We start from the raw sequence: 21,018 nt of genomic DNA on the forward strand, positions 1-21,018 counted from the left end.
CAAAAAGTTATCCACATTTTTAGTTCCCTGTGCTATGAGAATAGGATGATTTATGTTATTATATGTTGTCAGATAGTCAAGTCAAAACGGTTATCCACATGTGGGTAACAAATTAGGAAGGATGAACGAACGTGCATGAAGATACAATAGCTGCCATTTCCACTCCCATAGGGGAAGGGGCTATCGCCATTGTCCGGCTAAGTGGTGACAAGGCTATCGACGTTGCAGACCGCATTTTTCGTTCTCCGTCGGGCAAACGCCTTGCGGATGAACAATCACATACAATCCATTATGGACATTTAGTCGATCCCTCGACGGATGAAGTCGTTGAAGAAGTTATGGTTTCAATTATGAAGGCACCGAAAACATTCACAAGGGAAGATGTTGTGGAAATCAATTGCCACGGGGGACTTGTGGCGGTTAACAGGGTGTTAAGTTTAACACTTCGAATGGGTGCACGACTTGCAGAGCCAGGCGAATTCTCTAAACGAGCTTTTATGAATGGAAGAATCGATTTATCGCAAGCTGAAGCCGTCATGGATTTAATTCGTGCAAAAACGGACCGTGCCATGAATGTTGCACTCAACCAAATGGAAGGAAAGCTTTCCAGATTGATTGGTGATTTAAGACAAGCGCTTTTGGAAACATTGGCCCAAGTCGAAGTCAATATCGATTACCCAGAATACGATGATGTTGAGGAAGTAACGATTCCCCTTATGACGGAAAAATGTACGTGGGTGAAGAGAGAAATCGAAAAGCTGCTTCGTACATCTTCTCAAGGGAAAATTTTGCGCGAAGGACTTTCCACCGTCATTATCGGTAGGCCGAATGTCGGTAAATCTTCATTGTTAAACAGTTTGGTTCAAGAGAATAAGGCAATCGTAACAGAGATTGCAGGAACGACCCGTGATATTATAGAAGAATACGTTAATGTCAGAGGTGTACCACTTCGTCTAATAGACACAGCTGGTATCCGGGAAACAGAAGATATTGTGGAACGGATCGGTGTCGAAAGATCAAGACAAGTTTTAAAAGAAGCTGATTTGATTTTATTAGTGTTAAACCATTCAGAGGAACTATCGGATGAAGATATTCGTTTATTTGAAGCAACTGAAGGAATGGACCGAATCGTCATCGTCAATAAAACGGATCTACCTCGTAGAATTGATATACAGCAAGTAGAGAACATCGTTGGCGAAGGGCAAATTGTCACAACTTCCTTACTGAAAGATGAAGGAGTTGAAGAGTTAGAAGAAGCCATTGCTAAGCTGTTCTTCGAAGGAACGATTGACTCTGGAGATATGACATACGTCTCGAATGCAAGACATATCGCATTGCTTCACAAAGCGCACCAAGCAATTGAAGATGCGCTGGCCGCTGCAGAAGCAGGCGTCCCAGTAGACATGATCCAAATCGACCTAACCCGTTCTTGGGAATTATTAGGCGAAATCATCGGAGACACCGTCCAAGACAGCCTCATCAACCAACTATTTTCCCAGTTCTGTTTAGGGAAGTAATAAAAGCGGAAAGCGCCGATAAGCTCCGACAGGCGTTGGAAGATAAGAAACTAAGGCGCATTATGCCTTAGCTTCTTATCTGAAACGACCCAAGGAGCTGGCGCTTGGAGTCTGGATAGTAATAAAAGCGAAGCCCGTAACGAAGAACGGGCTTTGCGAGCAAAAGCGCAGCGTTGGGAGCACATTTTAGCCTTAGCCCGTAACGAAGAACGGGCTTTGCGAGCAAAAGCGCAGCGTTGGGAGCACATTTTAGCCTTAGCCCGTAACGAAGAACGGGCTTTGCGAGCGAAAGCGTTAGCGCTGCGAGCACTAAGCGCCGTAAAGCTCCGACAGGCGTTGGAAGATAAGAAACTAAGGCGCATTATGCCTTAGCTTCTTATCAGAAACGACCCGAGGAGCTGGCGCTTGGAGTCTGGATAGTAATAAAAGCGAAGCCCGTAATGAAGAACGGGCTTTGCGAGCAAAAGCGCAGCGTTGGGAGCACATTTTAGCCTTAGCCCGTAACGAAGAACGGGCTTTGCGAGCAAAAGCGCAGCGTTGGGAGCACATTTTAGCCTTAGCCCGTAACGAAGAACGGGCTTTGCGAGCAAAAGCGTTAGCGCTGCGAGCACATTTTAGCCTTAGCCCGTAACGAAGAACGGGCTTTGCGAGCAAAAGCACAGCGTTGGGAGCACATTTTAGCCTTAGCCCGTAACGAAGAACGGGCTTTGCGAGCACTAAGCGCCGATAAGCTCCGACAGGCACTGGAGGCATGAAACCTAAGGCGCATATTGCCTTAGATTTCATGCCGAAGTGACCAGAGGAGCTGGCGCCCGGAATCTGAAGTAATAAAAGCGAAGCGTTGGAAGCGGAGAATACCTTTTAGCTCATACGTTGGAAATCATTGTCCAACAAAAACCGATTAGTTGAAACAGTATCATGAAATTGACTTCATAGACACGGAATAAAGCAACATCATTCATAAAATAGGAAGGATGAACGAACATGCCACAATTTGAAGCAGGCACGTTCGATTGTATAGTCATCGGAGCAGGGCATGCTGGCGTTGAAGCGGCTCTCGCCTCTGCAAAGATGGGTGCATCGACATTGGTGCTGACAATGAATTTGGATATGATTGCTTTCATGCCATGCAACCCTTCTCTTGGAGGTCCTGCGAAAGGGATCGTCGTCAGGGAAATAGACGCACTCGGCGGAGCAATGGGGAAAGTAATCGACAAAACGCATATTCAAATGCGGATGTTGAACACAGGGAAAGGGCCTGCAGTTCGCGCATTACGTGCGCAAGCGGATAAAGTCCTTTATCAACAAGAAATGAAACGCATTTTGGAAGAACAAGACAACTTGACACTTCGTCAAGGTGTTGTAGAAGAATTGATCATCGAAGAGAATGAAGTAAAAGGTGTTATTACACAAATTGGCGCGATTTATCGTGCTAAAACGGTAATCATTACTACCGGAACATTCCTCCGAGGGGAAGTCATTATCGGTGATTTAAAATATTCAAGTGGACCTAATAACCAAATGCCAGCCATTAAATTAGCTGAAAATCTTAGAGAACTTGGTTTTGATATGGTTCGTTTTAAAACGGGGACACCTCCACGCATCAATAGCAAAACGATCGATTACAGCAAAACGGAAATTCAGCCGGGTGATGAAGAGCCAAGAGCATTCAGTTATGAAACTACAGAGTTCATTACAGATCAATTGCCTTGCTGGTTAACGTATACGACACCTAAAACACATGAAATCATTAATGAAAATCTTCACCTTTCTCCGATGTATTCAGGCATGATCAAAGGGAAAGGGCCAAGTTATTGCCCATCCATCGAGGATAAAATCGTCCGCTTTGCCGATAAATCACGACACCAAATATTCTTGGAGCCAGAAGGCCGCAATACGAAAGAAGTATATGTGCAAGGTTTGTCAACAAGCTTGCCTGAACATGTACAAAGAAGATTGATTGAAAGTGTACCTGGACTTGAAAAAGCGGAAATGATGAGAGCTGGTTATGCGATTGAATATGACGCTGTCGTTCCGACTCAGCTTTGGCCCACTTTGGAAACGAAGAAAATTAAAAATCTGTACACTGCAGGTCAAATTAACGGAACTTCAGGCTATGAGGAAGCAGCGGCTCAAGGCATTATGGCGGGCATTAACGCTGCATGTAATGTATTAGGCAAAGAAGAGGTCGTTTTAGGCCGTGCAGATGCATATATCGGTGTACTGATTGATGACTTAGTTACAAAAGGGACGAGCGAACCATATCGTCTGCTAACTTCAAGAGCGGAATATCGTTTATTGCTGCGCCATGATAATGCCGATTTGAGATTAACGGAAATTGGCCATTCATTGCAAATGATCAGCGATGAAAGATATGAAAAATTCCTCGTGAAAAAACAACAGATTGAAGAGGAAATTGAACGACTACGAAAAGTGACGATTAAACCTAATGAAGCAGTTCAAGAAATTATTCGTGAATCAGGCGGAACAGAGCTTCGTGAACCGATGAAAGCTGCAGATCTTCTAAAACGACCAGAAATGAAATACAGCCAAATTATTCGTGTCGTTCCTCCTAAAGAGGAAAAATCCGATGAAGTTGCGGAGCAAGTTGAGATTTTCATTAAATATGAAGGTTATATCGAAAAATCGATGCAACAAGTCGAGCGTATGAAAAAGATGGAGAACAAAAAAATACCGGAAAACATCGATTACGATGCAATCTCCGGCATTGCCAAAGAAGCGAAAGCTAATTTGAATGCAGTTCGCCCACTATCCATTGCGCAAGCATCCCGTATTTCAGGTGTGAACCCTGCCGACATTTCAATTTTGCTCGTCTACATCGAGCAAGGAAAAATAGCTAAAATATCTGGATAATACTAAGTGACTGATGTGGCGATAGTCCGCATCAGTCTTTTTACTAAGGAGGATTTACTTGAACGAAGAACAATTTATTCAAGCAATGAATGAGATGGGCATTCAATTGACTGAATTACAGATTGCACAATTTAGGGATTACTACCAAATGTTGGTTGAATGGAATGAAAAAATGAATTTAACGGCGATCACTGATGAGCCATCTGTTTATTTAAAGCATTTTTATGATTCCATTACTGCTGCTTTCTATGTTGATTTATTAGGAGAAAAATCACTTTGTGACGTTGGAGCAGGGGCAGGGTTCCCAAGTATCCCATTAAAAATTTGTTTTCCGGATTTGTCTGTTACGATTGTTGATTCATTAAACAAAAGAATTACTTTTTTAAATGAACTATCAAAAAAACTACAGCTAAAAAATGTTCATTTTGTCCATGACAGAGCAGAAGATTTTGGTCAAAATCCTTTGTACAGAGAAAAATTTGATATTGTAACGGCAAGAGCAGTTGCAAGATTATCGGTACTTTCGGAGTTATGTGTTCCTCTTGTTAAAGTAGGGGGCACTTTTGTTGCTATGAAAGGGGCAGCTGCTAAAGAAGAACTATCCGATGCCAAAAAAGCTATTCAAGTTTTAGGCATTGAAATGAAAGAAAAGCATTCATTTCATTTACCAATCGAAGAAAGTGAACGTAATATTTTTGTCTTTGCAAAAAAGAAAACAACACCAAAGAAGTATCCCCGCAAAGTTGGCGTTCCAAATAAATCGCCAATTCAATAAATGTTTCACGTGAAACAAAATAAAGTTCGTATTTGGTTATTCGACATACGTTTGTAATCCATTTGTAATGAACCCTTTCATAAGTAATCGAGAGGATATATAATGGATATAACGAAAGAGAAGATTACAGACGAGCAGTTTTGTAAAGGTGGTGCCGGGATGAAAAATACGTTTTCGCGTTTTTTTGGTAATGCTGAAAAGGAGCCTGCTTTAGATATAGAGGAAACGAGCCCGCAAGAGAAAGTAGAGCAAGTTCAAATAGAATTAATTAAGCCGAATAAATATCAACCTCGTACAATTTTTTCTGAAGAGAAGATTGAGGAATTAGCGCGGACAATTCATACGCATGGTGTCATTCAACCAATTGTTGTTCGCAAGTCTGAAGAAGGATATGAAATTATTGCAGGGGAACGAAGATACCGTGCGATGAAAAAATTAGGTTGGGAAGAAGTACCAGCCATTATCCGAAATTTGGATGACAAGGAAACTGCCTCAATTGCACTTATTGAAAACTTGCAACGAGAAGAATTGACAGCTATAGAGGAAGCGTATGCATATGAGCAATTGTTGGAGCTGCACTCGTTGACGCAGGAAGCGTTGGCGCAACGTTTAGGGAAAGGGCAGTCCACGATCGCAAATAAGCTACGTTTATTAAAATTGCCGGAACCAATAAAAGAAAAGATTTTATCGAAAGAGCTTTCGGAAAGACATGCTAGGGCGCTCATACCGATAAAAGATAGTGAGATTCAAATGAAAGTGTTCCAAGAAGCGTTAGATGAGCAACTTAATGTAAAACAACTTGAGGAACGAATTCATGAAATAATGAATCCTGTCGTTGAAGAAGAAAAAGAGAAGAAGAAACCTGTTCGTCGCAAATCCGTCAGTAAAGATGTAAGAATTGCAGTTAATACGATTAGGCAGTCTTTAGCTCTTGTATCTAAAAGTGGAATCAACGTAAAAACTGAAGAAGAAGATTCGGATGATTTTTATACGATCACGGTAAAAATACCGAAAAAAAAATAATGAACTAGTCAATAACAGTTTAACAAAGAAGCTCCATCCCATGTGAGTCGACTCTTGCTTTACCCAGCAGGAGTTTTTTGTGCTATAACGATACCATGCAACTTCTTTTTTTGATAAAATAGAAGTGTGTAAAAAGCATGGCTGAAATTGTTATAACAAGATTAATAGTTACCCGGTATGTATATGCATGGCGGTGAACAAGTTCGATTGAAATAAAAGCAGTACAAAGAGTGAGAAAGCAGGTGCAAGCGTGGGTAAAATTATTGCGATCGCCAATCAAAAAGGAGGCGTCGGGAAAACAACAACTTCAGTTAATTTAAGTGCTTGCCTTGCACATATTGGCAAAAAGGTTCTTTTGATCGATGCAGACCCGCAAGGAAACGCAACGAGCGGGGTAGGGGTCAATAAGGGCGATGTCCATCAGTGCATTTACGATATGTTAATAGATGACGTGAATATTAACGAAGTAATCCATAAAACAAAAATGGAAAACTTAGATATCGTTCCAGCTACTATTTCATTAGCAGGTGCAGAAATTGAATTGGTTTCGACAATTTCAAGAGAAGTCCGTATGAAACATGCGATACAGGATGCTAAAGATTCGTATGATTATATTATAATTGATTGCCCTCCGTCATTAGGATTACTGACAATCAATTCCTTAACAGCAGCCAATTCAGTAATTATACCTGTGCAATGTGAGTACTATGCATTAGAAGGTTTAAGTCAACTACTGAGCACCATCCGGCTCGTCCAAAAACATTTAAATGAAAATTTAATGATAGATGGTGTGTTGCTGACAATGTTCGATGCAAGGACAAACTTAGGGATTCAAGTGATTGAAGAAGTTAAAAAATATTTTCAAGATAAAGTGTACAGTACGATTGTTCCAAGGAATGTACGGTTGAGTGAGGCACCAAGTCACGGCGAGCCAATCATTCTTTATGATGCGAGATCCAGAGGTGCTGAAGTATATTTAGAGCTGGCAAAGGAAGTGGTGCATAATGGCTAAAGGCCTTGGTAAAGGGTTGAACGCTTTATTTCCTGACGAGTCTTTAACAAAAGCGGAAGCAATTGAACATGTACGATTAAAAAGTATTAAAGTAAATCCGTATCAACCGAGGAAGATATTTGATGAAAATGCGATTCAAGAATTGAGCGAGTCTATTAAGGAACATGGAATTTTACAGCCGATTATTGTCCGTAAAGTCGGTACAATGTATGAAATTGTAGTTGGAGAAAGGCGTTTCCGAGCTGCGAAGTTAGCAGGGTTGGTGGAGATTCCTGCAGTGGTTCGTCAATTGACTGATGAAGAGTCAATGGAAATGGCTATTTTGGAAAACTTGCAACGTGAAGATTTAACACCAATTGAAGAAGCAGAAGCTTACCAAAAACTAATGGATAACTTAAATTTAACTCAGGAGCAATTGGCATTCCGGTTAGGAAAGAGTAGACCACATATTGCCAATCATATTCGTTTGCTAACTCTTCCCGAAAAAATTAGAGGTCTTATTACAGATGGTAAACTTTCAATGGGGCATGGACGTACATTATTAGGGCTTCGAAAAAAAGAACAAATTATTGCAGTTGCAGAAAGAACAATTAAAGAAAACTTGAATGTTAGACAACTCGAAAAATTAGTACAAAAATTGAACGAAGATGTTCCACGTGAAACAAAGAAAGAAAAGAAAAGCATCTTTATCGAAGAACAAGAGTCGAATTTGCGTGAATACTTCGGCACGAATGTAACGATTAAAAAGAGTAAAAACAAAGGTAAAATAGAAATTGAATTCTTTACCGAAGAAGACTTAGAAAGAATATTAGAGTTGTTAAATGAATAATTTGACTCCCTCTTGTAGTAAGTGATCACAAGTGAAAAGAAGTATAGATAACTTACACATTGCATGAAAAACAGTTAATCGGGGAATTTACGCACAGCTATAGACGTACAGTATGTCTTAGTGAACATTTCTATAAAATTGATCTACCGAAAAGTTTTTATCTACAGTAGAGAAATTCGCCGTATAGGAAATAAAACTGCATATTTTGCAACCTATTAAGAAATGTTTTTAGGTGGCGCTTGCTTACAGTATAAAAGTATTTGCTAAATAAAGATGATACCTATTTTGCTAAAGCGTGCAAAATAGGTATTATTTTTAGTGATTGGAAGTGAAGGAAAATGATATTATTCGGCTCGATTGTCAATTTCCTTTTAATCATAATGGGTTCATTGACAGGCAGGTTTTTAAAAGAAATACCGGAAAAAATGAAAGAAACCGTTATGTACGGAATAGGTTTAGCTATTGTAGCGATTGGCATTCAAATGACATTCGACAGCACCCAATTGTTAATCGTCATTATTAGTATTGTGGTAGGTGCTGTCATTGGCGAATGGTTGGATATCGAACATAAAATTAATGCGTTAGGAATGTGGATTGAAAAAAAGATGCCCGCCCAAAAAGAACAGCAAGGAATTGCTCAAGGATTTGTCACTGCAACGCTCATATTTGCAGTAGGGTCGATGGCTATCATTGGAGCGATTGACAGTGGCTTGAGAAATGATCATGATGTGCTGATCATGAAAGGAATTGTTGATGGCTTCACTTCAATCATTCTTAGTTCAACATTGGGAATCGGTGTGCTATTTGCTGCATTTCCTGTTCTGATATATCAAGGACTTATTAGTTTATTAGCTACACAGATTAATAAATTTGTCCCAGATGATCTTATCCAATTATTCATAACGGAAATGACCGCAACCGGCGGTTTAATGATTATCGGAATCGGATTAAATTTGATTGGCTTAACGAAAATTAGGGTGGCTAACCTTATACCGGCTATTTTTGTTGTAGGGATTATCGTTACGATTGTTCATTTATTTTGAAATCTGCTATAGCTTAGCTGCAAAGCACGAGAAATTACACGGCTCATTTCGAATGAAAGATGAAGACGAGTGCTTTGCAAGACAGCTTGCTCCATGAAACCTGCTACATTGACTACACCTTTTATTGAAATATCTCCAATAGGAGGCAAGTCTTTTCCGACAGCTTTACCGGGGTATAGAGGACCGCTTTGGATAAGTAAATCTCCAATTGAATCACTTTTTCCTAAACATGCATCAATTGCAACGATATATGTTGATGGATTGATCGTTAACGTATCGTCTAATCGTTGTTGCAAGTTTAATGCATGCAAAGGATCTTCCAATGTGCCGATAACCGGAAATGGAAACAAAATTGATTCTGATAAAAGAGAACCTGTCAAAGGACCCAACGCATCTCCAGTAGAACGATCCGTCCCAATGCAGAAAAAGGAAATTGCCTCTTTTTCAAAAGGGATATTTTCTAAGAGGTAAGTGCTTAATTTCCATACGGCTCCTAAATCTTTATGATGCATACGAAATTCATAGTCATTTAATAAAGTAGATTGCATGCACAATGCTCCATTCTATTAGTATTGATCCTATAGAGTTGTAATAAGGCATCGCTGTTGTTTTGAACTGATTGCATTTAGACCGGCATAGATGTTGTGGTAGAAAGAAACACTAGTTTGGTTTGATTTCGCCAAAGTTCAAAGGGGATACATTGTTAAGCAGTATACGCTTAAGCCGAAGGATTTATACGACATGAAAGGAGATTGCAAGTGACAACGAAAATTGTGGAAAAGCTGAAGGAAATCGTGTTGAATGAAGATACCGAGAAAATAGAGAAGTTCATTTTCAATAATGAAACATGGATTGAAATCGCTGTCGTCGGAGTACGAATCGTTTTTATTATTTTGCTGTCCATGTTTTTGGTGAAGCTTGGGAAATCAGTTATTCGTAAGGTCTTTAAAATTAAATTCAAAGGGCCGCTACGAAAAGAGGAACGGCGTGAGCGTACACTACTGAAGCTTTTGGAAAATACATTGACGTACGTCATTTACTTTTCAGCCATGCTTTCAATCCTCTCGGAGTTTTCAATAAATGTGCGAGGTTTATTGGCTGGGGCGGGAGTATTAGGGCTTGCGGTTGGCTTCGGTGCCCAAAGCCTTGTAAAAGACGTCATATCCGGTTTTTTCATTTTATTTGAGGACCAATTTTCAGTAGGTGATTACGTCCAAATCGGTACGGCAGAAGGTATAGTAGATGAAATTGGTTTAAGGACAACAAAAATAAAAAGTTCGACCGGCGAGCTGTTCATCCTTCCAAACGGAACAATCGGGCAAGTTGTTAATTTTTCAGTGAAAAACTCCTTGGCAATTGTAGACGTCACGATCCCATTTGAAATAAAATTAGAAGATGCTGAAAAAGCGATCGATGAATTTTTAGAAAAAATGAAAGATGAGGACCCTGATTTAATGGGTGTTCCTAAATTAGTTGGAGCAAGGGATTTTACTGATACAGCGGCAATTGAACGTGTGATAGCAGAAACGAAACCGATGAGGCATTTTGACGTTGCGCGTAAAATTAGTATAGGGTTAAAGCAATATTTAACGGAGAGAGATTTGGCAATTCCGTATCCGACAATTGTGTCCAAATCATTGGATAATAAATGATGGAGAAAGGGAAGATGCATGATGGTGGGGAAAGAATTTCATTTGCATGATATTGTAGAGATGAAAAAACCGCATCCATGCGGATCAAATGCTTGGAAAATCATCCGAATGGGTGCAGATATTCGCATTAAATGTGAAGGCTGCGGCCATAGCGTCATGATTCCAAGAAATGAATTTGCGAAGAAAATGAAAAAAGTCATCGTATCTGCCGAATCGGAACAGTAAATAGACAGATGACCGAACTATTCCTATAATGGAAGAGTTGAAATTGTTATGGATGAAGTACATCGATCGTAATATGATTGGAAAATGGACCTATAATGAAAGGTTGGGAAATAAATGGCGTTAACGGCTGGGATTGTCGGTCTTCCGAACGTAGGGAAATCGACTTTATTTAATGCAATTACGAAAGCAGGAGCGGAAGCGGCAAACTATCCATTTTGTACAATTGACCCGAACGTCGGGATCGTTGAAGTACCGGATGAGCGTTTGCAAAAATTAACTGAATTGGTTGTTCCGAAAAAGACAGTGCCAACTGCGTTCGAATTTACAGATATCGCAGGGATTGTTGAAGGGGCAAGCAAAGGTGAAGGGTTAGGAAATAAATTCTTATCTCATATTCGTGAAGTGGATGCGATTTGCCAAGTTGTCCGTTGCTTCAACGATGACAACATTACGCATGTTTCTGGTAAAGTTGATCCGATTTCAGATATTGAAGTCATCAATTTGGAACTGATTTTGGCAGACATGGAAAGTGTTGAAAAGCGGCTTACTCGCGTTTCGAAAATGGCGAAGCAGAAAGACAAAGATGCAATGGCTGAAGAACCTGTGCTGCTGAAGCTGAAAGAAGCGTTTGAAAATGAAAAGCCGGCACGATCAGTAGAATTGACGCCAGAGGAATACAGCTTGATTAAAGGCATGCATTTATTAACAATTAAACCGATGCTGTATGTCGCAAACGTATCTGAAGACGAAATCGCCAATGCAGATGAAAATGAATATGTGAAAACGGTTCGGGATTTCGCAGTGCAAGACAATGCAGAAGTTATTGTCGTTTGTGCGAAAATCGAAGAAGAAATGGCTGAACTTGATGACGAGGAAAAAGCAATGTTCCTTGAAGAGTTAGGAATTAAAGAATCAGGGTTAGATCAGCTGATTAAAGCAGCATATCAATTATTAGGCCTCGCTACATACTTTACGGCAGGCGTTCAGGAAGTGCGTGCTTGGACATTCCGTAAAGGGATGAAGGCACCTCAATGTGCTGGCATCATCCATACGGATTTCGAACGTGGTTTTATCCGAGCGGAAACTGTTTCTTATGATGCGCTTGTAGAGGCTGGTTCGATGGCAGCAGCTAAAGAGGCGGGGAAAGTGCGTCTGGAAGGTAAAGACTATGTCGTCCAAGATGGAGACGTTATGCTGTTTAGATTTAACGTATAAGGTGAATAGATGTAAGAAGATGCGGTAGGCGATTGTATATTGCCTGCTGCATTTTTCAGTTATACGAGAGTTCGATCAACATTGTTCACTGCAACTGAAGTGAGAAAATAAAAAAGCCATTTGCACGAGGCATGGCTCTTCAAATTCGATTTGGCTTGTACATATATAACTTTGGCGCTTCTGGGTCATCTTTTACCATCCAATCATCCGGAAGCTCCTTCAGCTCTTTGTACATTGCAAAATCACCTGCCGCACCGCCGATTAGAAAGGCAGCTAACCCTAATACTATTCCGTTGTCTAACAACAAACCAACAAGAGCCGGGAAAATACCGGTCGTCCAAAATGGCAGTAGTAAAGCTTTTCGAATCGCTTTATTCGTCATTGGCTTATCCGTCGTAGCGTAGGCGACACCCATTTTTAAGTTCACGCCTACAATCATACTCTTCCACGGAACATTGCCAAATACTCGGAAGCCAAGTAAATGAAAAAGTTCGTGCAGTACGATGAGAAGCAAATAACCTACAATGAATAAAATGACCGATGTAATAGAGAATGAAACACGAAGTTCGCCAGCAATTAAAGATTTGATTACCATAAGAAAGACAAGGCTACCGATTGAAAGATAGATGCTTGTCAATGATACTTTGCGCAAATCGATTTCGATGATTTTATCGGGTTCTCTCTGAATTTCCATGCAACCACCCTTTCGTTGTTATTATACACAATAAAATTGTTGTATGTTGGGAATCACTGTGATAAAATATGATGATGTGAGTAATAGAAATTTACTTACTCCTTGCCCGCAGTTATGTGGGCCAAAGTCCATAAGGAGGTGACTGAAGATGAGAAAGTACGAAATCATGTACATTATCCGTCCAACATTGGAAGATGAAGCTAAAAAAGCATTGATCGAACGTTTCGATGGGATCCTTACTTCTAACGGAGCGGAAATCATCGAGTCGAAAGAGTGGGGCAAGCGCCGTCTTGCATACGAAATCGACGATCTGCGCGAAGGCTATTACCAATTGGTGACAGCTAACGCAAGTGCTGAAGCAATCGATGAATTCAATCGTCTAGCGAACATCAACGAAGATATCATTCGTCATATGGCTGTTCGTCTTGACAACTAATCTATATAGAACGAAAAGATGAGGGAGGTTGCATTCTGATGATTAACCGTGTCGTTTTAGTTGGCCGATTGACAAAAGATCCTGAACTCAAATACACGCAGAGCGGAATTGCCGTTACACGTTTCACATTAGCTGTAAACAGAACATTCTCTAACCAGCAAGGTGAACGTGAAGCGGATTTCATCAACTGTGTGACTTGGAGAAAACAAGCGGAAAACACTGCGAACTTTTTACGTAAAGGAAGTCTTGCAGGCATCGAAGGCCGTATTCAGACGAGCAGTTTCGATGGACAAGACGGCAAGCGTGTCTTCATGACGGAAGTCGTGGCAGACAGTGTACAATTCCTTGAGCCGCGTAGTGCTAATTCCGAAAGATCCGGAGCTGCTTACGGTGCACCGCGGAACGAACAGCCTTATTATCAGAACCAGCAGCCTAACCAACAATATCAACAACCAAGCCAACAAAATTATTCACGTACTGATGAGGATCCATTCTCAGTAGGCAGCGGTCCAATCGAAGTATCGGATGACGATTTGCCGTTCTGAAAGGTCCAATCATACGTAAAAAGTAAGGAGGGGAATCATTATGGCACCACGTCGTGGAGGACGCAGACGTCGTAAAGTTTGCTATTTTACATCAAATAACATTACACATATCGACTATAAAGATACAGATCTACTTAAGAAATTTATTTCTGAACGTGGAAAAATCTTGCCTCGCCGTGTAACTGGTACAAGCGCGAAATATCAACGTAAATTAACGACTGCTATTAAACGTGCGCGTATTATGGCACTTCTTCCGTTCGTTTCGGAAGAAAGATAATGTAAATAACATGTAACCGCCTTGTGATACCGGGTTTCCGGAGAATCAAGGCGGTTTTTTCATTGTAGACGCTGCTGTGTTTTTGGTTAATCGGGGGCAATCATGATACAATTGTAACAACTATTTATTTAAATTCTGTAGTTGCGTTAGACTTCTATAAGTGACGGGATCGAGCCGATATCCTTCATAAGTTAGGAGGGGGAATTTAAATAATGCTTCCGGCGGATGTCATGTATTGAATGAGGTGAAGGAGTAAAATCGTTCACACAACATATAATCTCAAAAAAACTGACGCAATTACGCCGAGGAGTAATTGATGGATAAGGAAATTGTCCATTATCCGGATGGAGGAACTGAAAGATGCAAGACCCTACTAAGAAAATAACCTACGGTGCAATGATGAGTGCGTTGTTCACAATACTGCTTGTAGGTTCTTTTTATTTACCGGTAATTGGTGTACTGATGATGCTTTTCGTCCCGATTCCAATGATCCTATATCGTTTGAAGCATGACCGGACATCGTCAATATTTGTTGTATTGATTGCCATAGTGCTTTCTCTCATTCCGGGTGGGTTGCTCATATTGCCGACAGCAATCATATTTGGCTTCTTAGGATTCATTATCGGTGAACTTATCGTATTGAAAAAAACGAAGCTCTACATTTATATGGCTTCAGGTTTGTTCATGCTCGTGTCTCTGATCCTGTTATATATCGGATCGATATTCCTTTTCAACATAAATCCGATTGATGGATTAATGGCGTCAATGGATTCTGTCCAGCAACGTATGATGGAGATTTTCACTCTATATGGTGAGCTTCCAAAGGACTATGAGGAAGTCATTGAATCGGCATTTCAAACCTATAAGGCTGCTATACCAGCTCTATTCATTACATCTACCTATGTTTTTACATTCATGATCATTATGCCAAGTCTCGAGGTCGTTCGAAGAATGGGATTCGATGTACCGAAATTCCCACCTTTCAGAGAAATGAAGTTGCCTGTAGTAACAATTTTTGTTTATGGATTGCTTATATTATTGCCGTTTATAATGGATATGAAGGTCGAATCAACTATTTATTTGATCTACATTAATGCGACAATCATATTAAGATTACTTTTTTTACTGCAAGGGATTGCGCTCATCCATTACTTCATGCATAAGATGAAATTACCGGGTGTTGTCACGTTCTTTACAACTGTATTGGCGATACTTTTAAATCCCATTACTACTTTGTTAGGGATTGTTGACATAGGAATGAATATTCGTGCATGGATCGGAAAAGACAACTTGAAGTAAGGGGATGAGACAATGAGGTCATTTTTCAGAAAAAGAGCGATTCGCTACCCATTGGCTGTTTTATCTCTCCTTGGAATGATTGCAGCTGTCCTTTTATTTCTATCGAATTTTTGGGCGGGGCTTTTTTTTACAGTTCCATTCATAATGGCTATGGGGATTGCTTGGAAGCTTGAAGATCAGACCTATGTAGAAACAGAAAAACATATTGAATCGTTATCCTACCGCATGAAAAAGGTAGGGGAAGAAGCGTTATTAGAATTGCCGATTGCAATCATATTGGTAAATGAAAAGAATGTGATTGAATGGGCAAACCCATATGCAGTCGGGATTTTTGAAAAAGAAACATTGATTGGGGAAGAGTTGTTTCAGCTTTCCGAAACGTTTCAAGAAATTATAAACAAAGAAGAGGGAGAATTACCGCTTTTGAAAGTTGGTGATTTTTCTTATAAAGTGATTTATAGATCGGAAGAGCGATTGTTCTATCTATTCGATGTAACTGAAAAAGTAGAGATGGAATCACTTTATTATGAAGATCGGACCGTATTAGGCATTTTGCTTATCGACAACTACGATGAAATTGTCCAAACGATGGATGACCAGACAAGAAGCCAAATCAATTCGTTAGTAACGTCTCTCGTTAATGGTTGGGCGAACGAAAATGGCATTTTTGTTAAAAGGGTTGCATCGGACCGATTTTTAGCCGTTCTTAATGAGGCAATCCTTTCGAAATTAGAAGCGTCGAAATTCACCATTTTGGATGATATGCGTGAAAAAACAAATAAGCAAAGCACTGGCTTGACTTTGAGCATCGGGATAGGGACCGGTTCAGAACAGTTAACCGAATTAGGCGAATTGGCTCAGTCGAGTTTGGATCTTGTCTTAGGGCGTGGGGGCGACCAAGTTGCCATTAAACGTCCAGATGGCAAGCTGAAGTTTTTCGGCGGTAAAACGAATCCAGTCGAGAAAAGGACGCGCGTACGAGCACGTGTCATTTCACATGCCTTGCGCGATTTGATTCGCGGCAGCGATAAGGTTTTTGTTATGGGTCATAAGATGCCGGATATGGATGCAATTGGTGCTGCTATCGGCGTTCGTAAAATGGCCCGCATGAACAATGTGGAAGGCTATGTAGTGATTAATCCTGACGAGCTCGATGGAAGCGTTACAAGGCTAATGGATGAAATTAAGTCTGAGCCTGAATTATTTGAGCAATTCATTGATCCGGAAACCGCTATGGGCATGGTGACAGACAAATCGCTTCTTATTATCGTTGATACGCATAAGCCGAGCTTGGTGATTGATGAAAGATTGATCGGCAAAGCCGACAAGATAGTCGTCATCGACCACCATAGGAGAGGCGAGGAGTTTATTAACAATACAGTTTTAGTCTATATGGAACCGTATGCATCTTCGACAGCTGAATTAGTTACCGAACTGATCGAGTATCAGCCGAAGCATAAGAAGCTGACGATGTTAGAGTCGACTGCGTTGCTTGCCGGCATAGTTGTCGATACGAAAAGCTTCACGCTTAGAACGGGGGCAAGGACGTTTGAGGCGGCATCCTATTTGCGAACAAATGGAGCAGATACAGTATTAGTTCAACGGCTCTTGAAAGAGGATATTGAAACGTATATTGCTCGTTCGAAATTAGTGGAGACGGTAGAGTTATCACCTTCCGGCGTGGCAATTGTTAAAGGGGAGAATGACGTCGTATATAACCCAGTTCTAATTGCGCAAACCGCCGATATTTTATTGACAATGCAAGGCGTCATCGCTTCATTCGTCATTGCTCCACGTTTGGATGGCAAAATAGGCATCAGTGCGAGGTCATTAGGTGAATTGAATGTTCAGCTCATTATGGAGGAGTTGAGCGGTGGAGGTCATTTGACGAACGCAGCTTGCCAGTTAGACGTCGATACTGTAGAAGAGGCAGAAGAAAAACTGAAAGCAGTCATAGCAGATAAATTGGAAAGGGGAAATTGAAGATGAAAGTAATCTTTTTGAAGGACGTCAAAGGAAAAGGCAAAAAAGGCGAAGTGAAAGATGTATCTGTAGGATATGCACAAAACTACCTTTTGAAAAATAAATTGGCTGTTGAAGCAACACCAGGTAATTTGAGCCAATTGGAAGGACAGAAAAAACGTGCTGAAAAAGATGCTGCTGAAGAGCTAGCATCTGCGAAAAAACTAAAAGAGCAAATTGATAACATTACGGTTGAGATGAAAGCGAAGTCAGGCGAAGGCGGACGTCTATTTGGATCGATTACGACGAAGCAAATTGCCGATGCATTGGAGAAAAGCGAGAAGATTAAAGTGGACCGCAGAAAAATGGAATTACCGGATGCCATTCGATCTTTAGGCTATACAAATGTGCCAATTAAATTACACCCGGACGTTACAGCAACATTAAAAGTGCATGTGACGGAAGAGTAATGGGAAGCAGGGGCATAAATGGAACAAAGTTTTGATCGGGTTCCGCCGCATAATAACGAAGCGGAACAGTCTGTCATTGGTGCGATCTTTTTAGAGCCGCAAGCTTTGATTACGGCATCGGAAATTCTTTTGCCGGATGATTTCTATAGAACGGCCCACCGTAAGATTTTTGATACGATGCTCATTTTAAGCGATCGGGGACAAGCGATTGACGTTGTCACCGTAACGGAAGAGCTATCCGCCAAGAAAGAGCTTGAAGACGTAGGAGGCATTTCCTATTTGACGGAAATTGCCAATGCAGTGCCGACTGCGGCGAATATTGAATACTACGCTAAAATTGTTGAAGAGAAGTCGCTGCTAAGACGGCTCATTCAGGTGGCAACTTCCATAGTCGAAGATGGCTTTACAAGAGAAGATGAAGTAGAAGCTGTCTTATCCGAAGCGGAAAAAAAGATGATGGAAGTATCCAATCGAAAAAATGCCGGTGACTTCAAGCATATTAAAGACGTGTTGGTCGAAACGTATGACAATATTGAGCTTCTTCATACACGCAAAGGTGAAGTGACAGGAGTTCCGACAGGATTCCGTGATTTGGATAAAATTACTGCGGGTTTTCAACGCAATGATTTGATCATCGTTGCAGCCCGTCCTTCTGTCGGTAAAACGGCATTTGCATTGAATGTAGCACAAAACGTCGCAACGAAGACGGATGAAAATGTTGCGATTTTCAGTTTGGAGATGGGTGCTGAACAGCTTGTCATGCGGATGCTTTGTGCGGAAGGCAATATTGACGCACAAGTATTGCGGACAGGTAATTTGGAAGCTGAGGATTGGCGTAAGCTGACGATGGCGATGGGCAGTCTATCCAACGCTGGCATTTTCATTGATGACTCGCCAGGGATCCGCATTAACGAAATTCGTTCGAAATGCAGACGGCTCCAACAAGAGCACGGCCTTGGAATGATTATGATCGACTATTTGCAGCTCATTATGGGAAGCGGGCGCTCCGGCGAGAACAGGCAACAGGAAGTATCTGAAATCTCCCGTTCCCTTAAAGCGCTTGCCCGTGAACTAAAAGTACCTGTCATCGCACTTTCACAGCTTTCTAGGGGCGTTGAGCAGCGACAAGACAAGCGGCCAATGATGTCGGACTTACGTGAGTCGGGAAGTATTGAGCAAGATGCGGATATCGTTTCCTTCCTATATCGTGAGGACTATTACGATAAGGAAACAGAAAACCAAAATATGATTGAAATTATTATTGCGAAGCAACGTAACGGCCCGACAGGAACTGTAACATTAGCGTTTGCGAAAGAGTATAATAAATTCTTAAATATCGATTGGAGCCAACATCAAGCTCCTGTTCATGCATAAAGTAAAAGGCCTTCTCAACGGAAGTAAGTTATCCGTTCAGAAGGCTTATTATTTTGTTGAAAATTGTTTACTTTATACCAACATATGTAAGTTTTTTAAAATAATTGGTTGCAATACTACAAGTTTATTACAAATAGTTACAAAGCGCCAAGTAGGTATATAGATATGTTAAATTAAAGAGGCGTGAAAAAGCAGAAACATTGATAAACTGCTCTAATGATGTAGAACAGAAGGAGTCTTTAATCATGTCTTTCAACAAGGAAGTAAAAGAAGGAAACAGGAAGAGATGTAACTTCTATAGCACTATAAAAAAAATAGGGGTCGCTTCGGTATTATTTGCCGGTCTTGGCATTAGCTCTGGTTTTTCCGGTGAACAGGAAGGCATCCAAACGATCTATCATATCTATTCAGACGGGCAATATGTTGGTGAATTGGCAAACATTGATGATCTTGAAAAAATAAAAGAAGAGAAGATGAAAGAAGCGGTCTCCGAATATAAGAATCTTCCTCTGACAATCGGTTCGGATTTGTCTGTCGTCGAGGAAAAGGTGTTTTCAGTCGGAACGGATGACAGCCAAGTTCTTGGACAACTTCAAGATATGCTATCCGTGGAGGCGGAAGCAATGGGCATTAACATCGGCGGAGAAAGTGTACTTTACGTTAAAGACAAAGCCGCCTATGATGAAGTGATCAAAGAACTCAAATTGCAAACCGTTTCAGAAGAAGAACTAACTGAATTCGAAGCCCGCAAGCAATCTACTGAATCTTTACCACCTTTGAAAGAAAATGAAACACGTTTAGTCAATATTGAATTCAGTAAAGAACTACAAGCCGAGGAAGGCAAAACAGCGCCAGATGAAGTATTAGGCGTAGAAGATGCGTTGACTTTACTCAATAAAGGAACGCTGGAAGAAAAGAAGTATACAGTGCAGGCTGGGGATGTACTTGGGAAAATCGCCTCTGCACATAATATGAAGACGCAGCAATTGTTGGATTTGAATCCGAACATTACAGAAGACACACTTCTGCAAATCGGCGATGAATTGAATGTAACTGTTTTGGAGCCTTTCGTTGAAGTCGAAGCTCATTATGAAACGAAGAAAATAGAGCCGATTCAATATAAAAAGCTTACCGAGAAAGACGAAACAAAGTTTAAAGGTGAACAACGGGTTAAGCAGGAAGGAACAGACGGCAAAAAAGCAGTCACCCAAATTGTAAGGAAGAAAAACGGGACTGTAATCGGGAAGTCTGTTGCAGAGGAGCATGTCATAGTTGAACCTGTGCATGAAGTGACAGTGGTAGGGACAAAAGTAATTCCATCAAGAGGGACAGGCAACTTCGTCTGGCCTGCAGACGGCGGATATATTTCCAGCCAAATGGGCAAACGTTGGGGCAGAGTACATCAAGGGATCGATATCGCACGCCCGTCATCCCGTTCTATTTTTGCAGCGGATAATGGTGTTGTTACGCAAGTAGGTTATCATGGCACATATGGCAACCGAATTGTCATTACTCATAACAATGGCTATGAAACGTTATATGCCCATCTGTCATCGATTGAAGTGAAAGTAGGACAAACAGTACCGCAAGGGACGAAAATTGGTGTGATGGGGTCTACAGGCCGTTCTACAGGTATGCATTTACATTTTGAAGTGTTGAAACATGGCTCTAATATTGATCCACTAAGTTTATTAAGATAAATAGAAAGGGGACGACAGTGTTGAGGTCGTCCCTTTTCGTATTGTTTTGGCGAAAATTGCCCGGGAAATATTTTATGCTTACGTAATGAAGGGGTT

21 protein-coding genes are annotated in these 21,018 nt (G+C 40.9%); 19 read left to right on the plus strand and 2 right to left on the minus strand.

The window, feature by feature from the left end:
* Nucleotides 1-131 precede the first annotated feature (131 nt).
* The 8 genes from mnmE (at nucleotide 132) to ACFQ38_RS03890 (ending at nucleotide 9,073) form a co-directional block, all read left to right on the plus strand.
* A complete protein-coding gene (gene mnmE, locus ACFQ38_RS03855) occupies nucleotides 132-1,517 on the plus strand; it encodes a tRNA uridine-5-carboxymethylaminomethyl(34) synthesis GTPase MnmE (protein ID WP_381479828.1) in 1,386 nt (461 codons plus the stop codon).
* Nucleotides 1,518-1,670: 153 nt separating this feature from the next.
* Complete coding sequence (locus ACFQ38_RS03860; protein WP_381479829.1) at nucleotides 1,671-1,889, plus strand: hypothetical protein; 219 nt, start codon at nucleotides 1,671-1,673, stop codon at nucleotides 1,887-1,889.
* Between the two features lie 612 nt (nucleotides 1,890-2,501).
* A complete protein-coding gene (gene mnmG / locus ACFQ38_RS03865) occupies nucleotides 2,502-4,391 on the plus strand; it encodes a tRNA uridine-5-carboxymethylaminomethyl(34) synthesis enzyme MnmG (RefSeq protein WP_336824536.1) in 1,890 nt (629 codons plus the stop codon).
* A 58-nt stretch (nucleotides 4,392-4,449) separates the two neighbouring features.
* Nucleotides 4,450-5,166 carry a 16S rRNA (guanine(527)-N(7))-methyltransferase RsmG gene (gene rsmG / locus ACFQ38_RS03870; RefSeq protein ID WP_336824537.1) on the plus strand — a complete coding sequence of 239 codons (717 nt, stop codon included), beginning with the start codon at nucleotides 4,450-4,452 and terminating at the stop codon, nucleotides 5,164-5,166.
* A 159-nt stretch (nucleotides 5,167-5,325) separates the two neighbouring features.
* Nucleotides 5,326-6,189 (plus strand): nucleoid occlusion protein, encoded by an 864-nt coding sequence (noc, locus tag ACFQ38_RS03875; RefSeq protein ID WP_336824564.1) that lies wholly within the window; start codon nucleotides 5,326-5,328, stop codon nucleotides 6,187-6,189.
* A gap of 250 nt (nucleotides 6,190-6,439) precedes the next feature.
* Nucleotides 6,440-7,201 carry a ParA family protein gene (locus ACFQ38_RS03880; RefSeq protein WP_336824538.1) on the plus strand — a complete coding sequence of 254 codons (762 nt, stop codon included), beginning with the start codon at nucleotides 6,440-6,442 and terminating at the stop codon, nucleotides 7,199-7,201.
* Nucleotides 7,194-8,030 (plus strand): ParB/RepB/Spo0J family partition protein, encoded by an 837-nt coding sequence (locus ACFQ38_RS03885; RefSeq protein ID WP_336824539.1) that lies wholly within the window; start codon nucleotides 7,194-7,196, stop codon nucleotides 8,028-8,030. The genes ACFQ38_RS03880 and ACFQ38_RS03885 overlap by 8 nt, the downstream gene beginning before the upstream one ends.
* 338 nt (nucleotides 8,031-8,368) lie before the next feature.
* The gene (locus tag ACFQ38_RS03890) at nucleotides 8,369-9,073 is read left to right on the plus strand and encodes a DUF554 domain-containing protein (protein ID WP_336824540.1); all 705 of its coding nucleotides are present in this window, start codon (nucleotides 8,369-8,371) and stop codon (nucleotides 9,071-9,073) included.
* Here ACFQ38_RS03890 and yyaC read toward each other — a convergent pair.
* Nucleotides 9,061-9,621 carry a spore protease YyaC gene (gene yyaC / locus ACFQ38_RS03895; protein ID WP_336824541.1) on the minus strand — a complete coding sequence of 187 codons (561 nt, stop codon included), beginning with the start codon at nucleotides 9,619-9,621 and terminating at the stop codon, nucleotides 9,061-9,063. The two genes, ACFQ38_RS03890 and yyaC, sit on opposite strands and share 13 nt — an antisense overlap.
* Before the next feature lie 210 nt (nucleotides 9,622-9,831).
* On the opposite strand from yyaC, the gene ACFQ38_RS03900 reads away from it, so the two are divergent.
* From ACFQ38_RS03900 to ychF, 3 genes are all read left to right on the plus strand, one after another.
* A complete protein-coding gene (locus ACFQ38_RS03900) occupies nucleotides 9,832-10,725 on the plus strand; it encodes a mechanosensitive ion channel family protein (protein ID WP_336824542.1) in 894 nt (297 codons plus the stop codon).
* A 21-nt stretch (nucleotides 10,726-10,746) separates the two neighbouring features.
* Nucleotides 10,747-10,950 carry a DUF951 domain-containing protein gene (locus ACFQ38_RS03905; protein ID WP_336824543.1) on the plus strand — a complete coding sequence of 68 codons (204 nt, stop codon included), beginning with the start codon at nucleotides 10,747-10,749 and terminating at the stop codon, nucleotides 10,948-10,950.
* Nucleotides 10,951-11,064: 114 nt separating this feature from the next.
* Nucleotides 11,065-12,165 carry a redox-regulated ATPase YchF gene (gene ychF, locus ACFQ38_RS03910; RefSeq protein WP_336824544.1) on the plus strand — a complete coding sequence of 367 codons (1,101 nt, stop codon included), beginning with the start codon at nucleotides 11,065-11,067 and terminating at the stop codon, nucleotides 12,163-12,165.
* Nucleotides 12,166-12,304: 139 nt separating this feature from the next.
* Here the strand turns inward: ychF and ACFQ38_RS03915 are convergent, their stop codons facing one another.
* Nucleotides 12,305-12,859 carry a DUF3267 domain-containing protein gene (locus ACFQ38_RS03915; RefSeq protein ID WP_336824545.1) on the minus strand — a complete coding sequence of 185 codons (555 nt, stop codon included), beginning with the start codon at nucleotides 12,857-12,859 and terminating at the stop codon, nucleotides 12,305-12,307.
* Between the two features lie 148 nt (nucleotides 12,860-13,007).
* Here ACFQ38_RS03915 and rpsF point away from each other — a divergent pair, with 148 nt between their 5' ends.
* The 8 genes from rpsF to ACFQ38_RS03955 all read left to right on the plus strand — a co-directional run bounded on the left by rpsF (nucleotide 13,008) and on the right by ACFQ38_RS03955 (nucleotide 20,922).
* Entirely contained in the window at nucleotides 13,008-13,295 is a 288-nt protein-coding gene (gene rpsF / locus ACFQ38_RS03920; protein ID WP_336824546.1) for a 30S ribosomal protein S6, read from the plus strand.
* 38 nt (nucleotides 13,296-13,333) lie between these two features.
* The gene (gene ssb / locus ACFQ38_RS03925) at nucleotides 13,334-13,840 is read left to right on the plus strand and encodes a single-stranded DNA-binding protein (RefSeq protein ID WP_336824547.1); all 507 of its coding nucleotides are present in this window, start codon (nucleotides 13,334-13,336) and stop codon (nucleotides 13,838-13,840) included.
* 34 nt (nucleotides 13,841-13,874) lie between these two features.
* On the plus strand, nucleotides 13,875-14,117 hold the full coding sequence (gene rpsR, locus ACFQ38_RS03930; RefSeq protein WP_336824565.1) for a 30S ribosomal protein S18: 243 nt from the start codon (nucleotides 13,875-13,877) through the stop codon (nucleotides 14,115-14,117).
* Between the two features lie 360 nt (nucleotides 14,118-14,477).
* Nucleotides 14,478-15,416 carry a YybS family protein gene (locus ACFQ38_RS03935; RefSeq protein WP_381479831.1) on the plus strand — a complete coding sequence of 313 codons (939 nt, stop codon included), beginning with the start codon at nucleotides 14,478-14,480 and terminating at the stop codon, nucleotides 15,414-15,416.
* Between the two features lie 12 nt (nucleotides 15,417-15,428).
* On the plus strand, nucleotides 15,429-17,399 hold the full coding sequence (locus ACFQ38_RS03940; protein ID WP_336824549.1) for a DHH family phosphoesterase: 1,971 nt from the start codon (nucleotides 15,429-15,431) through the stop codon (nucleotides 17,397-17,399).
* Between the two features lie 2 nt (nucleotides 17,400-17,401).
* Entirely contained in the window at nucleotides 17,402-17,848 is a 447-nt protein-coding gene (gene rplI, locus ACFQ38_RS03945) for a 50S ribosomal protein L9 (RefSeq protein ID WP_336824550.1), read from the plus strand.
* Nucleotides 17,849-17,866: 18 nt separating this feature from the next.
* On the plus strand, nucleotides 17,867-19,222 hold the full coding sequence (gene dnaB / locus ACFQ38_RS03950; RefSeq protein WP_336824551.1) for a replicative DNA helicase: 1,356 nt from the start codon (nucleotides 17,867-17,869) through the stop codon (nucleotides 19,220-19,222).
* A gap of 245 nt (nucleotides 19,223-19,467) precedes the next feature.
* Nucleotides 19,468-20,922 carry a M23 family metallopeptidase gene (locus ACFQ38_RS03955; protein WP_336824552.1) on the plus strand — a complete coding sequence of 485 codons (1,455 nt, stop codon included), beginning with the start codon at nucleotides 19,468-19,470 and terminating at the stop codon, nucleotides 20,920-20,922.
* Nucleotides 20,923-21,018 lie beyond the last annotated feature (96 nt).

This window comes from Sporosarcina contaminans (genome assembly GCF_042679045.1).
In the GTDB taxonomy this organism is placed as follows: domain Bacteria; phylum Bacillota; class Bacilli; order Bacillales_A; family Planococcaceae; genus Sporosarcina; species Sporosarcina contaminans.